The sequence below is a fragment of the Halochromatium sp. genome (genome assembly GCF_046541315.1).
In the GTDB taxonomy this organism is placed as follows: domain Bacteria; phylum Pseudomonadota; class Gammaproteobacteria; order Chromatiales; family Chromatiaceae; genus Lamprobacter.
On the sequence record NZ_JBKHDN010000032.1, the window covers coordinates 1 to 18,746 of the forward strand.

At 66.3% G+C, this 18,746-nt stretch carries 18 protein-coding genes; 16 read left to right on the forward strand and 2 right to left on the reverse strand.

Annotation, left to right across the window (positions count from 1 at the left end; genetic code table 11):
• The first annotated feature begins 252 nt into the window (after positions 1–252).
• The 8 genes from mnmA to ACLFQI_RS03920 all read left to right on the forward strand — a co-directional run bounded on the left by mnmA (position 253) and on the right by ACLFQI_RS03920 (position 8,491).
• Positions 253–1,392 (forward strand): tRNA 2-thiouridine(34) synthase MnmA, encoded by a 1,140-nt coding sequence (mnmA, locus tag ACLFQI_RS03885; RefSeq protein WP_410757546.1) that lies wholly within the window; start codon positions 253–255, stop codon positions 1,390–1,392.
• A 3-nt stretch (positions 1,393–1,395) separates the two neighbouring features.
• The gene (hflD, locus tag ACLFQI_RS03890; RefSeq protein WP_410757547.1) at positions 1,396–2,037 is read left to right on the forward strand and encodes a high frequency lysogenization protein HflD; all 642 of its coding nucleotides are present in this window, start codon (positions 1,396–1,398) and stop codon (positions 2,035–2,037) included.
• Positions 2,038–2,349: 312 nt separating this feature from the next.
• Positions 2,350–5,016, forward strand: a complete 2,667-nt coding sequence (gene acnA / locus ACLFQI_RS03895) for an aconitate hydratase AcnA (RefSeq protein ID WP_410757548.1) — start codon at positions 2,350–2,352, stop codon at positions 5,014–5,016.
• A 20-nt stretch (positions 5,017–5,036) separates the two neighbouring features.
• The gene (locus tag ACLFQI_RS03900) at positions 5,037–5,243 is read left to right on the forward strand and encodes a type II toxin-antitoxin system HicA family toxin (protein WP_410757549.1); all 207 of its coding nucleotides are present in this window, start codon (positions 5,037–5,039) and stop codon (positions 5,241–5,243) included.
• A complete protein-coding gene (locus ACLFQI_RS03905) occupies positions 5,230–5,469 on the forward strand; it encodes a hypothetical protein (RefSeq protein ID WP_410757551.1) in 240 nt (79 codons plus the stop codon). The genes ACLFQI_RS03900 and ACLFQI_RS03905 overlap by 14 nt, the downstream gene beginning before the upstream one ends.
• 385 nt (positions 5,470–5,854) lie before the next feature.
• A complete protein-coding gene (gene purB / locus ACLFQI_RS03910) occupies positions 5,855–7,222 on the forward strand; it encodes an adenylosuccinate lyase (RefSeq protein ID WP_410757552.1) in 1,368 nt (455 codons plus the stop codon).
• Positions 7,219–8,283: a DMT family transporter gene (locus ACLFQI_RS03915; RefSeq protein ID WP_410757553.1), complete on the forward strand. Its 1,065-nt coding sequence runs from the start codon at positions 7,219–7,221 to the stop codon at positions 8,281–8,283. Before purB ends, ACLFQI_RS03915 begins: the two co-directional genes overlap by 4 nt.
• 49 nt (positions 8,284–8,332) lie before the next feature.
• A complete protein-coding gene (locus ACLFQI_RS03920; RefSeq protein ID WP_410757554.1) occupies positions 8,333–8,491 on the forward strand; it encodes a hypothetical protein in 159 nt (52 codons plus the stop codon).
• A gap of 6 nt (positions 8,492–8,497) precedes the next feature.
• On the opposite strand, the gene ACLFQI_RS03925 is transcribed toward ACLFQI_RS03920, so the two are convergent.
• Both ACLFQI_RS03925 and ACLFQI_RS03930 read right to left on the reverse strand, forming a co-directional pair.
• A complete protein-coding gene (locus ACLFQI_RS03925) occupies positions 8,498–9,070 on the reverse strand; it encodes an OmpA family protein (RefSeq protein ID WP_410757555.1) in 573 nt (190 codons plus the stop codon).
• A 129-nt stretch (positions 9,071–9,199) separates the two neighbouring features.
• On the reverse strand, positions 9,200–9,793 hold the full coding sequence (locus tag ACLFQI_RS03930) for an OmpA family protein (protein WP_410757556.1): 594 nt from the start codon (positions 9,791–9,793) through the stop codon (positions 9,200–9,202).
• A gap of 336 nt (positions 9,794–10,129) precedes the next feature.
• Between ACLFQI_RS03930 and ACLFQI_RS03935 the strand changes: the two genes are divergently transcribed.
• From ACLFQI_RS03935 to ACLFQI_RS03970, 8 genes are all read left to right on the forward strand, one after another.
• Positions 10,130–10,900, forward strand: a complete 771-nt coding sequence (locus tag ACLFQI_RS03935) for a uracil-DNA glycosylase family protein (protein WP_410757557.1) — start codon at positions 10,130–10,132, stop codon at positions 10,898–10,900.
• Between the two features lie 137 nt (positions 10,901–11,037).
• Positions 11,038–12,381, forward strand: coding sequence for a V-type ATP synthase subunit B (locus ACLFQI_RS03940; protein WP_410757558.1), 1,344 nt, complete (start codon positions 11,038–11,040; stop codon positions 12,379–12,381).
• Positions 12,382–12,397: 16 nt separating this feature from the next.
• Positions 12,398–13,003 carry a V-type ATP synthase subunit D gene (locus tag ACLFQI_RS03945; protein WP_410757559.1) on the forward strand — a complete coding sequence of 202 codons (606 nt, stop codon included), beginning with the start codon at positions 12,398–12,400 and terminating at the stop codon, positions 13,001–13,003.
• Positions 13,004–13,005: 2 nt separating this feature from the next.
• Positions 13,006–14,820, forward strand: a complete 1,815-nt coding sequence (locus ACLFQI_RS03950; protein ID WP_410757560.1) for a V-type ATP synthase subunit I — start codon at positions 13,006–13,008, stop codon at positions 14,818–14,820.
• Positions 14,817–15,263 (forward strand): ATP synthase subunit C, encoded by a 447-nt coding sequence (locus ACLFQI_RS03955; protein WP_410757561.1) that lies wholly within the window; start codon positions 14,817–14,819, stop codon positions 15,261–15,263. Before ACLFQI_RS03950 ends, ACLFQI_RS03955 begins: the two co-directional genes overlap by 4 nt.
• A gap of 12 nt (positions 15,264–15,275) precedes the next feature.
• Positions 15,276–15,980, forward strand: coding sequence for a hypothetical protein (locus ACLFQI_RS03960; RefSeq protein ID WP_410757562.1), 705 nt, complete (start codon positions 15,276–15,278; stop codon positions 15,978–15,980).
• 164 nt (positions 15,981–16,144) lie between these two features.
• Positions 16,145–16,876, forward strand: a complete 732-nt coding sequence (locus ACLFQI_RS03965; RefSeq protein ID WP_410757563.1) for a hypothetical protein — start codon at positions 16,145–16,147, stop codon at positions 16,874–16,876.
• Between the two features lie 22 nt (positions 16,877–16,898).
• The coding region (locus ACLFQI_RS03970) for a V-type ATP synthase subunit A (protein WP_410757564.1) at positions 16,899–18,746 on the forward strand (1,848 nt) is incomplete at its 3' end.

The window sequence follows — 18,746 nt, forward strand, 5'->3', positions numbered from 1 at the left end:
TGTCGATAACTTGTGGATAACGCCTGCTCGCGAATCCACGGGCAGGTTATCCACAAGTCGTGCCGCCGGGTCTTCAACAGGATATCGACGGCTGTCTCGGGATGTTGCCTGAGCGCGAGTCGCCCGGTTCGTCGGATCCGGGAAGGATGCTGGGTGCCCCGGGATCGGAGGCTGGACGCTCGGCGGATCCGGGGGCGTCGATTGGGAAGGCGATTGACGGAAATCGCCTCATTGCTCCGGGAGCGAGGGTGAATGTCTGATTCCAACGAGCCGCTCGTCATCGTCGGTCTCTCCGGCGGGGTCGACTCGGCGGTTGCCGCGCATCTGCTGATCGAGCAGGGCCATCGCGTCGAGGCCCTGTTCATGAAGAATTGGGAAGAGGATGACGAGCCCGGCTACTGCGCGGCGGCGGCGGATCTCGCCGATGCGCGGACGGTCGCCGAGCGGCTTGGCATCCGCTTGCATCGGGTCAACTTCGCCAGCGAGTATTGGGAGCGGGTGTTCGAGCGCTTCCTGGCCGAGTATCGCGCCTTGCGCACGCCGAACCCGGATGTGCTCTGCAACAAGGAGATCAAGTTTCGCGCCTTCCTTGAGCATGCGCAGACCCTGGGCGCGGACCGTATCGCAACCGGCCATTACGCCCGCCTGACCCAGGATGGCGCGGGCATGCATCTGCGGCTGGCGGCCGATGCTAGCAAGGATCAGACCTATTTCCTGCATCTGCTGGATCAGGCTCAGCTCGCCCGGGCGCTGTTCCCGCTGGCCGACCTGAGCAAGGCCGAGGTGCGCGCGATCGCGCGGCGGCTTGGGCTCGCCAATGCCGAGAAGAAGGACAGCACCGGGATCTGTTTCATCGGCGAGCGGCGTTTTGGCGATTTTCTCGATCGCTTTCTCGCGCGCAGTCCGGGGCCGATCATGACCGCCGAGGGCCAGGTATTGGGCGAGCATCGCGGGCTCGCCTGGTACACCATTGGCCAGCGTCAGGGGCTCGGTATCGGCGGTGTCACGGCGGCCGGCGAGGCGCCCTGGTTCGTCGCCCGCAAGGATGTCGCACGCAATGCGCTGATCGTGGTGCAGGGCGGTGACCATCCGTTGCTCTACGCCCAGGAGATGGCGGGTGAGCAGTTGCACTGGATCGGCGGGCAGGCCCCTGCGGCGGCGCCGCTCGACTGTCTGTGCCGGTTGCGACATCGGCAACCGCTGCAGCCGTGTACCATCGTCGGTTACGATAGCGAGACATGCCGGGTTCGATTCGACACGCCCCAACGCGCGCTCGCGCCTGGCCAATCGGCGGTATTCTACCTAGGCGACGACTGCTTGGGCGGTTGTGTGATCCAGCACGCCGACGCGCTTAATGCCAGTGTGACTGGCCCCTGTTTGCAAGACCTATGATCCATGCCCTATAGCGACCAAGACCGCATCATCGCGCTCGCCGGACTCCATCAGGCGGCCTACTCCGTGCTGTGGATCGCCAACCACGGCAGTGTCGACATCGATGCCATGACGCCCTGTGTGTACAGCCTGTTCCAGATCGACGCCGAGGATGTGCCCTCGGTGTACGGCGAGCCCGGCGCGGTGGCGACCGGGGCGCGGCAGATCATCGCCCAGCTGACCGGCCAGCCCGAGCGCAACATGGAACTGACGCGCTATGTCATCACGCTGCTCAAGCATGAGCGCATCCTGGCCGGGCGCGGCGACATGCTGGCTGTCATCGGCGAGGGTATCGAGGCCGCGCGGGAGGTGCGCGGCGAGGCGCCCTTGACCGACCCTGAGGTCATCGCGCGCCTCGCCAGTCTCTACTCGGCCACCATCAGCAAGCTCGAGCCGCGCATCCTGGTGCGCGGCAACCCGCTCCATCTGAAGAAAGAGGAGAACCAGGAGCGCATCCGCGCGCTGCTGCTAGCCGGAATCCGCTCGGCGATCCTTTGGCGGCAATGCGGCGGGCGGCGCCTGCAGATCCTGTTCGGCCGGCGCAAATTGCTCGACGCGGCGCGCGCCTACCTGAGCCCGGCCGAGAATATGCATCAGCCGAGCTGAGGGAGCCGCTTGACCGATCCCGATGACATGGCCGTCTTGCTGCCCAAGACGATGTTTTGTCAAGACTCATCCGCCTTGCGGGTCTTTTCGCTCGCCTTTCGCGTCGCATCGCCGGTCCCAGAGCGGGTTCCAGAGCCGGCCCCATCGCCGGTCCCGTCGCCCGGCGATGCTCCCGAGGCGACGCCGTGAAGGCCAACGAACATCCTGCGCAATGCGGTACGCGCTGTTCCGTCAATCGCCTGAACAGCGCGTTTTGAGCGCATCGCTGGAATCCTCTTCATTCTGCCCTAAGCCCAATCCCCGGAGTCCTCCATGCACGACAGCTTCAAGGCCAAGGCCCGTCTCGACGCCGCTGGCAAGTCCTACGAGATCTTCCGCGTCGACGCGGTCCCCAACAGCGCGCGGCTGCCGTTCTCGCTCAAGATCCTGCTCGAGAATCTGCTGCGGCATGAGGATGGGGTCACCGTCAAGCGCGCCGATATCGAGGCCCTGGCCGATTGGGACGCCAAGGCGGAGCCGGAGCGCGAGATCCAGTATCGCCCGGCGCGGGTGCTGATGCAGGACTTCACCGGCGTGCCGGCGGTGGTCGACCTGGCGGCGATGCGCGACGCGATGAGCGCGCTCGGCGGCGATCCGGACCGGATCAACCCGCTGCAGCCGGCCGAACTGGTGATCGACCACTCGGTGCAGGTCGATGCCTATGGTTCCGACGATGCGCTACAGCGCAATGCCGATCTCGAGTTCTCGCGCAACCGCGAGCGCTATCGGTTCCTGAAGTGGGGTCAGCAGGCATTCGACGATTTCAAGGTGGTCCCGCCGGACACCGGCATCGTGCATCAGGTCAATGTCGAGTACCTGGCGCGCGTGGTCTTCGGCCGTGAGGTCGACGGCGTGATCCAGGCCTATCCGGATACCCTGGTCGGCACCGACTCGCACACCACGATGATCAATGGCGTCGGCGTGCTCGGCTGGGGCGTCGGCGGTATCGAGGCCGAGGCCTCGATGCTCGGCCAGCCGATCTCGATGCTGATCCCGCAGGTGGTGGGCGTGAAGCTGAGCGGGCGGCTGCCGGAAGGCGCCACCGCGACCGATCTGGTGCTGACCATCGTCGAGCGACTGCGCCAGCATGGCGTGGTCGGCAAGCTGGTCGAGTTCTACGGCCCGGCGGTGAAGAGCCTGCCGATGGGCGACCGCACCACCATCGCCAACATGGCGCCCGAGTACGGCGCCACCTGTGGGCTGTTCCCGATCGACGACGAGACGCTCGACTTCCTGCGCCTGACCGGCCGCTCCGACGAGCAAGTCGCACTGGTCGAGGCCTATGCCAAGGCGCAGGGCATGTTCGACGCCGACGGCAGCTTCGAGGCCGACTTCAGCGAGACGCTGGAGTTCGATATCGGCAGTATCGTGCCGAGCCTGGCGGGTCCCAAGCGGCCGCAGGATCGGGTGCCGCTGACCGAGGTCAAGCCCAGCTTCGCCGCGGCACTGAAGACGCTGAACGCCGAGCGCGGGGTCGATGCGCGACCGGCGGCGACCACCGTGATCGATGGCGAGCCGGTGGCGATCGGCGACGGCGCGGTGGTGATCGCGGCGATCACCTCGTGCACCAATACCTCCAACCCGAGCGTGATGCTCGGTGCCGGGCTGGTCGCCAAGAAGGCGGTCGAGCGCGGCCTGAAGGTGCCGGCCTGGGTCAAGACCTCGCTCGGGCCAGGCTCGATGGTGGTGACCCGCTACCTCGAGGCTGCAGGTCTGATGGCGCCGCTCAAGCAACTCGGTTTCCATGTCGTCGGCTACGGCTGCACCACCTGCATCGGCAACTCCGGTCCGCTGCGGCCCGAGGTCTCGAAGGCGATCAGCGGCGGCGATCTGACCGTCGCCTCGGTGCTGTCGGGCAACCGCAACTTCGAGGGCCGTGTGCATCCGGAGGTGCGGATGAACTATCTCGCCTCGCCACCGTTGGTGGTGGTCTATGCGCTCGCCGGACGCATGGGCTTCGATCCGTACAACGACCCGATCGCCGACGATGCCGACGGCGATCCGGTGTTCATGCGTGACATCTGGCCGACCCAAGGCGAGGTGGCCGATACGGTCGCGAGCTTCCTCGGCCAGGACGATTTCCGTTCGACCTATGCCGATGTCTTCGCCGGCGATGCGCACTGGCAGACGCTGGACGCACCGGCCGGCAAGGTCTTCGAGTGGGACCCGAGTTCGACCTATATCCAGGAGCCACCCTACTTCCAGGGCATCCAGATGCAGCCGGAGCCGGTGCAGCCGATCCGCGACGCGCGCTGTCTGGCGGTGCTCGGCGACTCGGTGACCACCGACCATATCTCGCCGGCCGGCAGCATCAAGGCCGACAGCCCGGCCGGGCGTTATCTGATCGAGCAGGGCGTGGCGCCGGGCGATTTCAATTCCTACGGCTCGCGCCGCGGCAATCATCAGGTGATGATGCGCGGCACCTTCGCCAACATCCGGCTGCGCAACCGGATGGCGCCAGGCACCGAGGGTGGGGTGACCCTGCATCAGCCGTCCGGCGATCAGGAGTCGATCTACGACGCGGCGATGCGCTATCAGACCGAGGGCGTGCCGGTGATCGTCATCGCCGGCAAGGAGTACGGCTCCGGCTCCTCGCGCGATTGGGCGGCGAAGGGGCCACGGCTGCTCGGCGTGCGCGCGGTGATCGCCGAGAGCTACGAGCGCATCCATCGCACCAATCTGGTCTGCATGGGCATCCTGCCGTTGCAGTTCCAGCCCGGCGAGAGCGCCGAGTCGCTCGGCCTGACCGGGACCGAGCGGTTCGGCATCGGCGATCTGGAGGATGGCGATGCCAAGCAGGTCGAGGTGACCGCGATCCATGCCAACGGCAGCGAGGTCCGCTTCCAGGCCAAGGTTCGCATCGACACCCCGAACGAGGCCGACTACTACCGCAACGGCGGCATCCTGCACTATGTGCTGCGGCGCCTGGCGGCGGCCTGAGCGGTGTTGTCTGGCTGACGATGCCCCCCAAGGTTCGAGAGCTGATTGCAAGACTGGAGCAGGCGGGCTTTGTCGATCGGGGTGGCAAGGGCAGTCATCGCAATTTCGTCCACCCAAATGTGATCAAGCCGATCACCCTATCAGGAAGGCCTGGAGAGGATGCCAGGCAATACCTGGTGCGGGCGGTCGAGAGAGCCATTGCGGAGTCGCATGATGAAAGACAGTGACAAGTACGCCAAGATCGTCGAATGGTCGGAGGAGGATCAGTGCTACGTCGGCAGTTGTCCTGGCCTCATGCTAGGCGGCTGTCATGGCGACGACGAGCTGTCCGTGTTTGAGGAGCTGTGCCATGTCGTGGACGAAATCCTGCGACTCTATCGCGAAGACGGCAAGGTGCTTCCCCCGGCCACGGCCGGACGGGATCTTGTGAATCAGTTGCAGGATGTCGCCTAATGGGCAGGGCGCGTCGCGACCCCGACGATGAAGCGAGGGTTTCACGGGCACCCGATCAGCCTGCCCTTTCAGGCAGCACCGATTGAGCCGTCATGCGCCGAGGTGATGGTTCTCGCTGTGGCCGCTCGACCTGATCGCCGGACGACACTCGCCCACAAGCCCAGGTTCAACGCAATGGCCGCCTTCGCAAGTCAGCGCGAATGGCTGGCTATATCGGCATCCAAGGGCTGTTGGCTGGGAAGCCGTCGGGAGAAAGCCAAGCGTCGCTAGAACGCTGGCTGCGGCACAGGAATCGCCGCGCGAGTGCCCAAGGCGATCGACGGAAATCGCCTAAGCCCGACTTGGCCAATGGCCGTTTTGACTTCAGATCATGAGCAACGCTTTGATGGACTTATCCCCTCTCACCGCCATCTCGCCGATCGATGGCCGCTATGGCACCAAGACCGCGGATCTGCGCTCGATCTTCAGCGAGTTCGGGCTGATCCGGCATCGGGTCGTGGTCGAGATCGCCTGGCTGAAGGCGCTCGCCGACTGCCCCGGGATCGCCGAGGTTCCGACGCTATCCAATGACGCTCTGCGGCATCTCGACGCGATCGGCGGCGAGTTCTCGATCGAGGACGCCGCGCGCGTCAAGGCCATCGAGCGCACCACCAACCATGACGTCAAGGCGGTCGAGTACTTCCTGAAGGAGCGCATCGCCGATCATGCCGAGCTGGCGGCGGTCGCGGAGTTCATCCACTTCGCCTGTACCTCCGAGGACATCAACAACCTCGCGCATGGACTGATGCTCAAGGATGGGCGCGACCATGTGCTGTTGCCGCGCATGGATGCACTGATCGAGGCCCTGCGCACGCTCGCGCACTGTCATGCCGAGCTGCCGATGCTCTCGCGCACCCATGGCCAGCCGGCCTCGCCGACCACGCTCGGCAAGGAGCTGGCGAACATCGTCCATCGGCTGCGGCGGCAGCGCGAGCGCATCGCGGGCGTGGCCCTGCTCGGAAAGATCAACGGCGCCGTCGGCAACTACAATGCCCATCTGGTCGCCTATCCGGAAGTGAACTGGCCCGATTTCGCGCAACAGTTCGTCGAATCCCTTGGCCTGGCCTGGAATCCCTATACCATCCAGATCGAGCCGCACGACGGCATGGCCGAGCTGTTCGATGCCATCGGCCGCTTCAATACCGTGCTGATCGATGGCTGCCGCGACCTCTGGGGCTACATCTCGCTCGGCTACTTCAAGCAGCGCACGGTCGCAGGCGAGGTCGGCTCCTCGACCATGCCGCACAAGGTCAACCCGATCGATTTCGAGAACGCCGAGGGCAATCTCGGCATCGCCAACGCGCTCTTCGATCATCTCTCGGCGAAGCTGCCGATCTCGCGTTGGCAGCGCGATCTGACCGATTCGACCGTGCTGCGCAACCTCGGAGTGGCGATCGCGCACAGCCTGATCGCGTTGGATTCGGCGCTCAAGGGGGTCGGCAAGCTCGAGGCCGACAGCGAGCGTCTCGCGGAGGATCTCGATGCCAATTGGGAGGTGCTCGCCGAGCCGATCCAGACCCTGATGCGTCGCTATGGGGTCGAGCAGCCCTACGAGAAGCTCAAGGCATTGACGCGCGGGCAGCGTATCGGTCCCGAGGCGTTGGCGGATTTCGTCGACACCCTCGAGATCCCGGCGGCGGCCAAGGCCGAGTTGCGGGCACTGACCCCGGCGCGCTATCTCGGCAATGCGGCCGAGCAGGCGCGGGCGATTTGAGCTTGATCGCTCTTGCTGGCGGCAGGCGCGACCATTCACGACGCCCGCAGTCTCTGCTGCTCGGCGCGGCCTTCATCGTGCTCGGGGAGTGCTGCTTCGCGTCGATGGGGGTGTGCATCCGCATCGTCTCGGCGGAATTGCCGAACGCGATGGTCGTGTTTGGGCGCAATCTGATCGGTCTGATGTTGCTCGCGCCCTGGCTGCTGCGCCATGGCGTCGGCGATGTGAAAACCAGGGTGCCGGGCCTGCATCTGCTACGCGCGGTGGCAGGCGTCGCCGCCATGTATTGCTTCTTCCATGCGATCGCCGAGCTGCCCTTGGCCGAGGCCATGCTGCTCAAGCTCACCGCGCCGATCTTTATTCCCCTGATCGCCATCGCCTGGCTGCACGAGCGAGTGGCCAGCCTGCTTTGGGTGGCGCTGGGGATCGGCTTCGCCGGCGTGATCCTGATCCTGGAGCCGGATCCGAGCCGGCACTGGGCTGGGGTGTCGCCGGTAGCGCTGATCGGCCTGTTGGGTGGCGTGTTGGCGGCGGTGGCCAAGGTCACGGTGCGCCGGTTGTCGCACAGCGAGCCGATCGGGCGCATCGTCTTCTACTTCGCGCTCATTGGCGGCTCGATCTCGGCACTCCCGCTGTTCTGGAATTGGCAGATGCCGAGCCCGAGCGCGTTGCTCTGGCTGCTTGGCATCGGCATCGCCGCCACCCTCGGCCAGTTGGCGCTGACGCGCGGCCTGTCACTCGCGCCGGCCTCGCGCATGGGCGCCTTTGGCTACTTCTCGGTGGTGTTCGGCGCCGGCTACGGCTGGCTGTTCTGGGACGAGCCGCTGACCCTGAGTCTGCTGCTGGGTACCCTGTTGATTGCCGTCGGCGGGCTGCTGGCGAGTCGCTCCCGCCACCTCGAGACCGCCCCTATTTGCCAACCTCCAGCCCGCGCAGACTTGGCCGGCAAACCCGCGGTCTGTGAGCGTTTGGCCTATGAACACGCAGGTGAACACACAGGTGAACACGCAGCCGCGGGGCTAAACCGACTGCGGCGCGGCGGGATGACGTCCAGCCCATGAACGATTGGCCCGAGGTTCCTGGCTTTCCCGAGACGATGGGTTCGCGCCGGTGGCCGAGCGTCTCACGCCCGCGGGGCGTTGGCGCGATCCGCCGTCAGTCGCGCCGCCTCGGGATCCTGTCGAACTCGATGCCGAGACGATCAGCGTGCTGCGGACGACCCTCGAGTCCGGTCTCGCGGCGGCCGGCAGCGAGGATTTCCAGGCCTGACGGCGTCTAGCGATCGACCTTGGTGATGACGACGCGCCGTTGCTCGACCGAGAACGGGCTGTGCTGCGGCAGGAGTTCTCGCTCGCCACGGCTTTCGGCCGGGGCGAGCAGCGAGGCTGGATAACCCTGGGCGATGAAGTAGTCACGCACGGCCTGCGCTCGCCGCAGGCCAAGCGCCCGATTGTAGGCATCGGAACCCCTGGCATCGGTATGGCCGACGATCGTCACGTATTCCTGTGCCGGGGAGCGGCTCACCTTGTCGATATAGCGATCGAGGGTCGCGATGGCCCGGCGGTTGACGACGGTATCCGGCACGACGTACTCATCGAACTCGAAGAGCAGCTTGACCGTGAGTGCTTCCGGGACGCGCGCTTGGCCGCATTCGGGGAGGCGCTTGCGGTTCGGATCCTCCCAACAATCGCCAAAGCTGGGCTCTGGGCCCCAATAGCTCGTCGATGCGGGGGGGCTTGGCTCGGGAGCGGCCGAACCGTCGTAGAACCCGGCGATGGTCGTCGCCGTGAAGAACAGCGTCGCGCAGGCGAGACAGACGGCAATGACGACTGTGGAGGAGGTCTTCACGACATTGAGTCACAGAGGGCTGGAAATGGTGAAGCCGGCTAATGGGACGCTAGCCGGCTGCTAGGAGGCAACGGGAACACGCGCCCGGCGCGCGCCGAGGCCTGCGTGTCTCTGCTTCCGAAGCGCGGATTACTGATCGACGACCTCGCTGCGCAGCACCACGCGGCGCTGCTCGAGGGCATAGGGATCGTACTGCGGCAGCAGATCGCGCTTACCAGCGCTTTCGGCCGGGCCGAGCAGGCGCTCCGGGTAGCCCTGGGCGATAAAGTAGTCACGCACGGCATTGGCGCGCTGCCGGCCAAGCGTCATGTTGTAGGCATCCGAGCCTTTGGCGTCGGTATGGCCGACGACGGTGATGTATTCATCGTATGGAGATGCCTGGACCTTGGCGATATAATCGTCGATTTCGTCCAAGACGCTCCGGTTGACCACGGTCTCCGGCACCTGGTACTTGTCGAATTCGAACAGCAACTGCACGCTGATCTCCGGCGGCACCGCCATTTCGCGTTCGCAGGGCGGCAGGTTGTCCGGACCGCCAGCGCTCTGCCAGCATTCGCCATAGCTGGTGGCCCACAACTGACCGTCCGGGAAGTTTTTGCCGCCCGCCGCATACCAGTAATTCTCTTCCTGGTCTTGAGCGCTCGCCGCGCTGCCGAGGACGAGGGCGGCGGCAGCGGTGCAGGCGACTGCCGCGTGGCGGAAGGATTTCGGGGTGATGAACATCGAATGGCTCCTGTCGAAAGTGAGGGATGTGGACGCGAGGACGACCTGGGAAAATTCAGCAGCGGGCGCTGATCTGACGTCGACGAATCAACGGCTGCCATGGAACAATGATAGCGTGTTGTCGGTAAAATGAAACAGGAAAAGCGAAATAACCCCAGTCATGCGCGCAGTATACCATAGTAGTGGCGCGCGAACACCAGGTTAGCGTGACGTTGTGAATCTACAACAGCTGTATCAAAGGCCGCGAAGCCGGTCGCGGCGCGGCTTTCCGCGCCGGCGCTGCCGGGCAGGGGTCGCCGGGAGCAGGCATTTGCGCACGGCAATCAAGGTGTTGGGATGCGGCTAAAAGAGGCCGCGCGGGCCCTCAGCGCCGAGGTCTCCACGCTGACCTTCGGAGCGCCGGTGGCGTCGGTCTACAATCCGCTCGCCTATGCCTGGGAGGCGCATGCGGCTTACCTGGAGCGCTACGGTCAGGAGCGCCGCTCGGTGCTGCTCCTCGGCATGAATCCGGGGCCGTTTGGCATGGCGCAGACCGGCGTGCCGTTCGGCGATGTGGAGATGGTGCGCGATTGGCTCGGAATCCAGGGGCCCGTTGAGGCGCCGCCGAACCTGCATCCAAAACGCCCGGTGCTCGGATTCCAATGTCCGCGCCGCGAGGTCAGCGGCCAACGCCTGTGGGGCTGGGCGCGCGCGCGTTATGGCACGCCGAAGCGGTTTTTCGCTCAGTTCTTCGTCGCCAATTATTGTCCGCTGCTCTTCATGACCGAGAGCGGGCGCAATCTGACTCCCGATGCGCTCTCGGCCGCCGAACGGGCGCCGCTATTCGCGGCCTGCGACCAGGCGCTGCGAGCGGCGGTCGATCTGCTCGCGCCCGAGTATCTGGTCGGGATCGGGCGCTTCGCCGAGGAGCGGGCGAGGGCCGCGCTCGACGGGTATGATGGGCGCATCGGCCGCATCCTGCATCCAAGCCCGGCCAGTCCCGCCGCGAATCGGGACTGGGTCGGCCAGGCTGAGCAGGGCTTGCGTCGGCTCGGTGTTGCGCTCCCCGACGCCTGTCCAGCTGCCGAGGAGGACGGAGACGGTTGGTTCGGCGCTGGGGTCGATTGAAGACCGTCGGGAGACCGGATCTGCCGATCGGGCTTGCCGTGCGGCTCGGGTCGGATTAACGTGACCACCTGCCCGCGACTCGGGCACGTCATCCTCAGCAAACCCACTGCAAACCGATTGCGCCAAGAGGGAAGTCGATGGCCCACACCCTGACTCGCTACACCGACATCCTCGAGATCGTCGGCGATCTGCTCAAGGTGCGCGTGGCACGGGCGGGCGACGAAGCGCCGACCATTGCCTACGACGATCTGGCCTTGATCGAGGGGATCGACGGCATGCGCTCGCTGGCGCGGGTGATCAAGATCGATCGGGAGCTGGTCTCGCTGCAGGTGTTCTCGGGCACCAAGGGCGTCTCGACCGCCTCGACGGTGCAGTTCCTCGGCCACTCGATGCGCGCCGCCTATTCGGCGAATATCCTCGGTCGCGTCTTTCGCGGCGACGGCGGTCTGCTCGATGCCGGTCCCGAACTCGATGACGAGCCGAAGATCGCCACCGGCGGTCCCTCGGTGAATCCGGCGCGGCGGCTGCTGGCCTCGAAGATGATCCGCACCGACGTGCCGATGATCGATGTCTTCAACGCGCTGGTCGAGAGCCAAAAGATCCCGATCTTCTCGGTCGCCGGCGAGCCCTACAATCAGCTCTTGGCGCGCATCGGTATCCAGGCCGATGCCGACATCATCATCTTCGGCGGCCTCGGGCTGATCTTCGACGACTACTATTTCTTCCGCCGTCAGTTCGAGGATGCCGGTATCTTCGCCCGCACCGTGATGTTCGTGAATCTCTCCGCCGATCCGGTGGTCGAGCGGCTCTTGGTGCCGGACATGGCGCTGGCGGTGGCCGAAAAATTCGCGCTCGAGGAAGGCAAGCGCGTGTTGGTGCTGTTCACCGACATGACCGCCTACGCCGACGCCATGAAGGAGGTCGGCATCGCCATGGAAGCGGTGCCCTCCAACCGCGGCTACATGGGCGATCTCTACTCGCAGCTGGCGCGCCGCTACGAGAAGGCGGCCGACTATCGCGAAGGCGGCTCGCTGACCATCCTCACCGTCACCACCATGCCGGGCGATGATGTCACCCATCCGGTGCCGGACAACACCGGCTACATCACCGAGGGGCAGTTCTATCTGCACGACGGTGTGCTCGACCCCTTCGGCAGTTTGTCGCGACTCAAGCAGCATGTGATCGACAAGGTCACGCGCGAGGACCACAGTCAGGTTATGAACACCATGATCCGCTTCTACTCCGGCGCCAAGGATGCGCAGCAGAAGCAGGCGATGGCCTTCGATCTGAGCGACTTCGATCAGAAGTTGCTGCGCTTCGGCGCGCTGTTCCGGGAACGCTTCATGGATATCGACGTCAGCCTGCCGCTCGAGCGAGCGCTGGATCTGTGCTGGCAGACCATGGCCGAGTGCTTCGATCCCGAGGAGCTTCTGATGAAGCAGTCGCTGATCGACAAATATTTCCCACGCGAGACCGCCTGAACCGCACGACTCCATCATGGCCAAGGTCGCGCTCAGTAAATCCGCGCTCTCGCAGCAATCGCAGCAGCTGAAGAGCTATCGGCAGTTCCTGCCCTCGCTCGACATGAAGCGCAAGCAGCTGATGGGCGAGCGCGCGCGGGCGCAGGCCGAACGGCGCGCGCGCGCGGCCGAACTCGAGGCGCTGCGGCAGCGGGTCGCCGAGACCCTGCCCATGCTCGCCAATCAGGAACTCGACCTGTCCGGGCTGGTGACAATCGAGCGCGTCGAGCTGGGGCGCGAGAACCGCATGGGCACCTGGCTGCCAACGCTTGCCGGGCTTGAGATCGCGGTGCGTCCTTACGGGTATCTGTCCAAGCCGCATTGGGTCGAGTCCCTGGTCGCGGCGCTGCGCGAGGCGGCGCGGCTGCGCATCGAGCTACTGCTGGCCGAGCGGCGGGTGGCGCTGCTGGATCAGGCGGTGCGCACGGTCACCCAGCGCGTCAACCTGTTCGACAAGGTGCTGATCCCACAGACCCGCGCCAACATCAAACGCATCCGCATCGCGCTCTCGGATGCCGAGCGGGCCGCGGTGGTGCGCTCGAAGATCGCCAAGAGGAAACGTGCTGCGGAGGGGCTGGTCTAGACATGGCCATTGAACCGCTGAAACGCCTGTCATTGGTCGGCGGTCAGACGCAAAAAGCGGAGGTGATGGACCGCTTGCAGGCCCTTGGCTGTCTGCATCTGGTGCCGTTGGTGTCGGCCTCGGCGCAACCCGAGACGCTCCCGCCCGAGCACGCGGTCGAAGCACGCCAGGCGTTGCGCTACCTGCTCGACGAGCCGGAAAAGCGCCGGCAGGTCCACAGCGAAGCCGATTTCGACCTGGCGGCGACGATCAAGTCGGTGCTCGCCAACAAGGACCGTATCCGCGCCACCCTCGACCGCCGCGATGCCCTTGCCCAACGCGCCAAGGATCTCGCGCCCTGGGGCGACTTCAGCCTGCCGCCGGAGGCGGCGCTGGCCGGGCACAAACTGTGGTTCTACTGCGTGCCGCTGCGCCGGCTGAAGGAACTCGAGGGCCTTGACCTGCCCTGGCAGGTCGTGCATCGCGATAACCGCCAGGCCTTCTTGGTGGTGATCGCGCCCGAGGAGCCGCCCGCCGACGCCCTGCCGGTGCCGCGCACCCACACCGGCGCGCTGTCGCTGAGCGAGGTCGAGCAACAGCTCGAGACCGCCGAGCTGGAGCTGGAAGCGCTCGAGGCTGAACGGCGCGCGCTGACGCGCTGGATCTTTCTGTTGCACAAGCACTTCGCGCGCGCCGAGGATCAGGCCGTGCTGCAGCACGCGCAGACGCAGACCTACGATGGCGATGGCCTGTTCGCGGTGCAGGGCTGGGTGAGCGAGCGGCAGGTGCCGGCGCTCGAAGCGCTGGCCGCCGAGCAGGGCCTGGCGCTTTTGATCGAAGACCCGGCGCCCGGCGATGCGCCGCCGACGCTGCTGAACAATCCGGTGGCGTTGAGTGCCGGCGAGGATCTGGTCAATTTCTATCAGATGCCGGCCTACGACAGTTTCGATCCGAGCCGGGTGCTGTTCTTTTCGTTCGCGCTGTTCTTCGCGATGATCCTCTCGGATGCCGGTTACGCGGCCCTGCTCGGGGTGGGGTTGCTGCTGTTCTGGCGCAAGCTCGGCGGCTCGACCAAGGGCCGTCGCTTCCGCGTCCTCGCGAGCAGCATCGCCGCGACCTCCTGCGCCTGGGGCGTGCTGGTCGGCAGCTACTTCGGGGCCGCGCCGCCGCCGGGCAGCCTGCCCGCTCAGCTGCATCTGCTCGATATCCAAGACTTCGACAGCATGATGCGGCTCTCGGTCGGCATCGGCGTGCTGCATCTGGTGCTGGCGAACCTGGTGCGGGTCGGCAACCTCTGGCCGCGCCTGCAGGTCTTGGCGCCGCTCGGCTGGAGTCTGGTCGCGCTGAGCGGCTTCGGGTTCTGGCTTGGGCTGACCCTGGCCCCACCGACGCAAGCCGCGACCGTCGAGCTGCTCGGCTATGGCGGGATTGCGATCGGCCTCGCGCTGGTGTTCTTCGGGAGCAGCGCGCGCCCGATCAGCGGGCTGGGCTCGGTGCTGATGCGCGTCCTCGACGGGCTGCTGGCGTTGACTCAGGTCACCAAGATCTTCGGCGACACCCTCTCTTATCTGCGGCTGTTCGCGCTCGGCCTCGCCTCGGCCTCGCTGGCGCTGACCTTCAACGATCTGGCCGTGCAGGTCGATGCCGATGTCCCTGGCCTGGGGCTGCTGCTGCAGATCCTGCTGCTGCTGATCGGGCATAGTCTGAATCTGGCATTGGGGCTGGTCAGCGGCGTGGTGCACGGCCTGCGGCTGAACTACATCGAATTCTATAACTGGGCATTGTCCGGCGAGGGCTATCCCTTCCGACCCTTCAAGAAGACGGAGATCAGCGAATGAACGAGTTGGTAGTCGCGCTCGGCTGGGCAGGCATGTACGGCGCCCTGGCACTGGGCGCCATCGGCAGCATCATCGGCTGCGCCATCGCCGGGCAAGCCGCGATCGGCGCCATGGTCGATACCGAATCCGGTCATGGCCGCTATCTCGGCGTCTCGGTGATGCCCTCGACCGGCGTCATCTATGGCATCGTGATCATGTTCACGCTCCAACGCGAGGTCACCGACACGGCCGCGCCCGGCCTGTTCGGCATCGGCCTACTGGCCGGCATCGCACTGCTCTATGCCAGCGTGCTGCAGGGCCGCGCCTGCGCCTCGGCGATCCAGGCGATGAAGGTGAAGCCCGAGATCTTCGGCCTGTCGCTGGCGCCTGCCGCCATCGTCGAGGGCTTCTCGGTGTTCGTCTTCGTCTTCGCGCTGGTGTTGGCCGGCAACATCCCGGCCTGAGGTGGGCTCCCGATGACTCAGGCAAACCGCGACACCGTTCCTGACGCGGCCGCTTCGGCCGGCGTCGATGCGCTGATCACCCGCCTGCGCGACGAAGGCGTCGCCAAAGGCCGGGAAGAGGCGGCCAGGATCGAGCAAGAGGCGCGTCAGCAAGCCGCCCGCATCCGCAGCGAGGCCGAGGCCGAGGCCGAGCGCCTGATCAACGATGCGCGCCAAGAGGCCGCCGCCCTCAAGACCGCCGGCGAGGACGCCCTGCGGCTGGCCATGCGCGACACCGTGCTGCGGATGACGGCGGTGCTCACGCGCGCGGTCAACGAGAAGGTGCGACGGCTGATCACCACCGAACTCGAGCGTGAGGAGTTCTTGCAGCAGCTGATCCTGGAGGTCGCCCGCCGCGGCCGCGACGAGGCTGGCCTCGAGGCCGGCGAGGCGATGGAGATCGTGCTGCCGCGCGAGCTGATCGGCATCGAGGAGCTGCGCCGCAATCCGCTCGAGCTGCGCGAGGGCTCGCTCTCGCACTTCGTGCTCGCGGTGGCCTCCGACGTGCTCGGAGAGGGCGTCCATTTCAGCGTCGCCGAGGACGAGGCGCACGGCATCCGCCTGCGGCTCAAGGATCAGCAGATCGAAATCGACCTCACCGACGAGAAGGTCGCCGAGGTGATCCTGGCCCATCTGCAGCCGCGTTTTCGCGCCATCCTCGAGGGCACGGTGAAATGATCGCGCGCCGCGCTGTCGTTCGCCTACCCTGTGCCTGTGCCTGTGCCTGTGCCTGTGCCGGCTTGACGCGGGTTGACGCGTGCCCGCTGGCCTGTCGCCGGCGATGCCGGCGGCGGACAGGGCGGCGCTGGGACCGGCGCGCGCTGGCAGCCGGGAGCTGACCGATGCAGGCCGTCGATCGCTATCTGACGCTGCTGACCTCGCTGCCGGCCCATGGCCCCTTGTTCGGCGCCAAGCAGACGCCGCTCTCGCGGCTGCGGCTGGAGATGCGCCTGCGTTGGCTCGCGGACGAGGATGCCGAGGATCTGGCGCGGCTCTCGGCCGCCGTCGACTGGTACGACCAGCGCTTCGGCATCGACGACGAGGAAGTGGTGCGCCAGGCCGAGCAGCGCATCGCCGCGATCCGCAACGACTTCACCCGCGAGCTGGCCAGTTGGCGCCTGGAGATGCGCACCCTGGTCGCCGCGCTGCGCCTGCGCCGGGATGCGGCCACGGCGCCCTCCAGCCGTCGGCGCTGGGGCTTCGGACGTTGGGTCCCGCAAATCGCGCGCCATTGGGGCGAGCCCCATTTCCGCCTCGAGCGCGTCTTTCCCTGGCTGCCGGAGGCCAAGCGCCTGCTCGACAGCGATGACGCACTGGGGCTGGAACGGCTCCTGTTCAGCACCGTCTGGACCCACCTCGAGCGCATCGGCGCCGAGCATTATTTCGACTTCGAGGCGGTGGTGGTCTACGTCAGTTGTTGGGATCTGGTCGCGCGCTGGACCCGTTACGAGTCGCAGGCGGCGCTGGCGCGCTTCGACGACCTGCTGGAAGCGACCCTCGCTGACGCCGGCGACATCCTGGTCGACGCCGGCTTCGCTGCGCTTGACGGCGCCAGCGAGGAGGTCGCGGCATGACATCACCGAGAGGAAGTTGATCGTGGCTGAGACAACAGAGGCAGCGCCAGGCGCAACCCCGAGCCGTGTCGTCGCGGTGCAGGAATCCCTGGTCACCATCGAAGGCGGCAGTGCCGAGGGCGCGCCGCTGCCGCTGGTGAAGAACGAGGTGGTCTACATCGAACCCCGGCGCCCCTCCGAAAGCGGCGTGCAGGAGCGGCTCAAGGCCGAGGTGCTGCGGGTGCGGGGGCGCTTCGCCGACGCGCAGGTGTTCGAGGACACCGCCGGCGTCTCCATCGGCGACCCGGTGCGCCAGAGCGGCGATCTGCTCTCGGTGACCCTCGGTCCCGGCCTGCTCGGCCAGGTCTACGACGGGCTGCAGAATCCGCTCGAGAGTCTGGCCGTGCGCCACGGCACCTTCCTGCCGCGCGGGGTCGAGCTGCCGGCGCTGGACCTGACCAAGAAGTGGTCGTTCGTGCCCTGGGTGCAGGTCGGCGCCCGGCTCAAGGCCGGCGGCGTGCTCGGCAGCGTCCAGGAGGGGCGTTTCAGCCATAAGATCATGGTGCCCTTCGATCAGCTCGGCGAGGTCGAGGTGACCTGGATTCGCGAGGGCAGCGTCACCGTCGACACCCCGGTGGTGCGTATCCGCGATCAGCACGGCCAGGAGCGCTCGCTCGATCTGACCCGGCGCTGGCCGGTGCGCCGCCCGCTGACCGAGCGCATGCTGCGTGGGCGCGTCATCGAGCGGCTGTATCCGCACGAACCGATGATCACCAGCATCCGCCTGGTGGATACCTTCTTCCCGATCGCGCGCGGCGGTACGGGCTGCATCCCCGGACCCTTCGGCGCCGGCAAGACGGTGCTGCAGCATCTCCTCGCCAAGCATTCGTCGGTCGATATCGTGCTGGTGGTCGCCTGCGGCGAGCGCGCCGGCGAGGTGGTCGAGACCCTGACCGAATTCCCGGGCCTGTCCGATCCGATGACCGGCGGCTCGCTGATGGACCGCACCATCATCGTCTGCAACACCTCGTCGATGCCGGTGGCGGCGCGCGAGGCCTCGATCTACACCGGCATTACGCTCGGCGAGTACTATCGCCAGATGGGCTATCAGGTGCTGCTGCTGGCCGACTCCACCTCGCGCTGGGCGCAGGCGATGCGCGAGACCTCGGGCCGGCTCGAGGAGATCCCGGGCGAGGAGGCCTTTCCGGCCTATCTGGATTCGTCCATCCGCAGCGTCTACGAACGCGCCGGGGTCTACCGTGCCGCCGACGACAGCGAGGGCAGCCTGACGCTGATCGGCAGCGTCTCGCCGGCCGGCGGCAACTTCGAGGAGCCGGTCACGCAATCGACGCTGGCCACGGTCAAGACCTTCCTTGGCCTTTCCTACGATCGCGCCTACAAGCGTTTTTATCCGGCCATCGATCCGCTGATCTCCTGGTCGCGTTATCTCGATCAGATCGCCGACTGGTACGCCGCGCACATCGATCCGAGCTGGGTGCCACGGGTCAAGCGCGTGCAGGAGTTGCTGCGCCAGGGCGACCGCGTGCAGCAGATGATGCAGGTGACCGGCGAGGAGGGCGTCACCCTGGCCGATTACCTCGTCTACCAGAAGGCGCTGTTCGTCGACATGGTCTTTTTGCAGCAAGACGCCTTCGACAAGATCGATGCCTCGGTGCCGATCGAGCGCCAGCAGATGGCATTCGAGCGGGTCCATGAGCTGGTTCACCGCGACTATGCCTTCGCCAACAAGGAGGCCGCGCGCGAGTTCTTCATCAAACTCACCGGCCTGTTCAAGAACTTCAACTACGCCGCGCCCGAAAGCCCCGACTATCAGCGGCTGCTGAGCGAGATCGGTGCCTTGGCCGATCAGGCCGCTCTCGCGCCCGCAGCT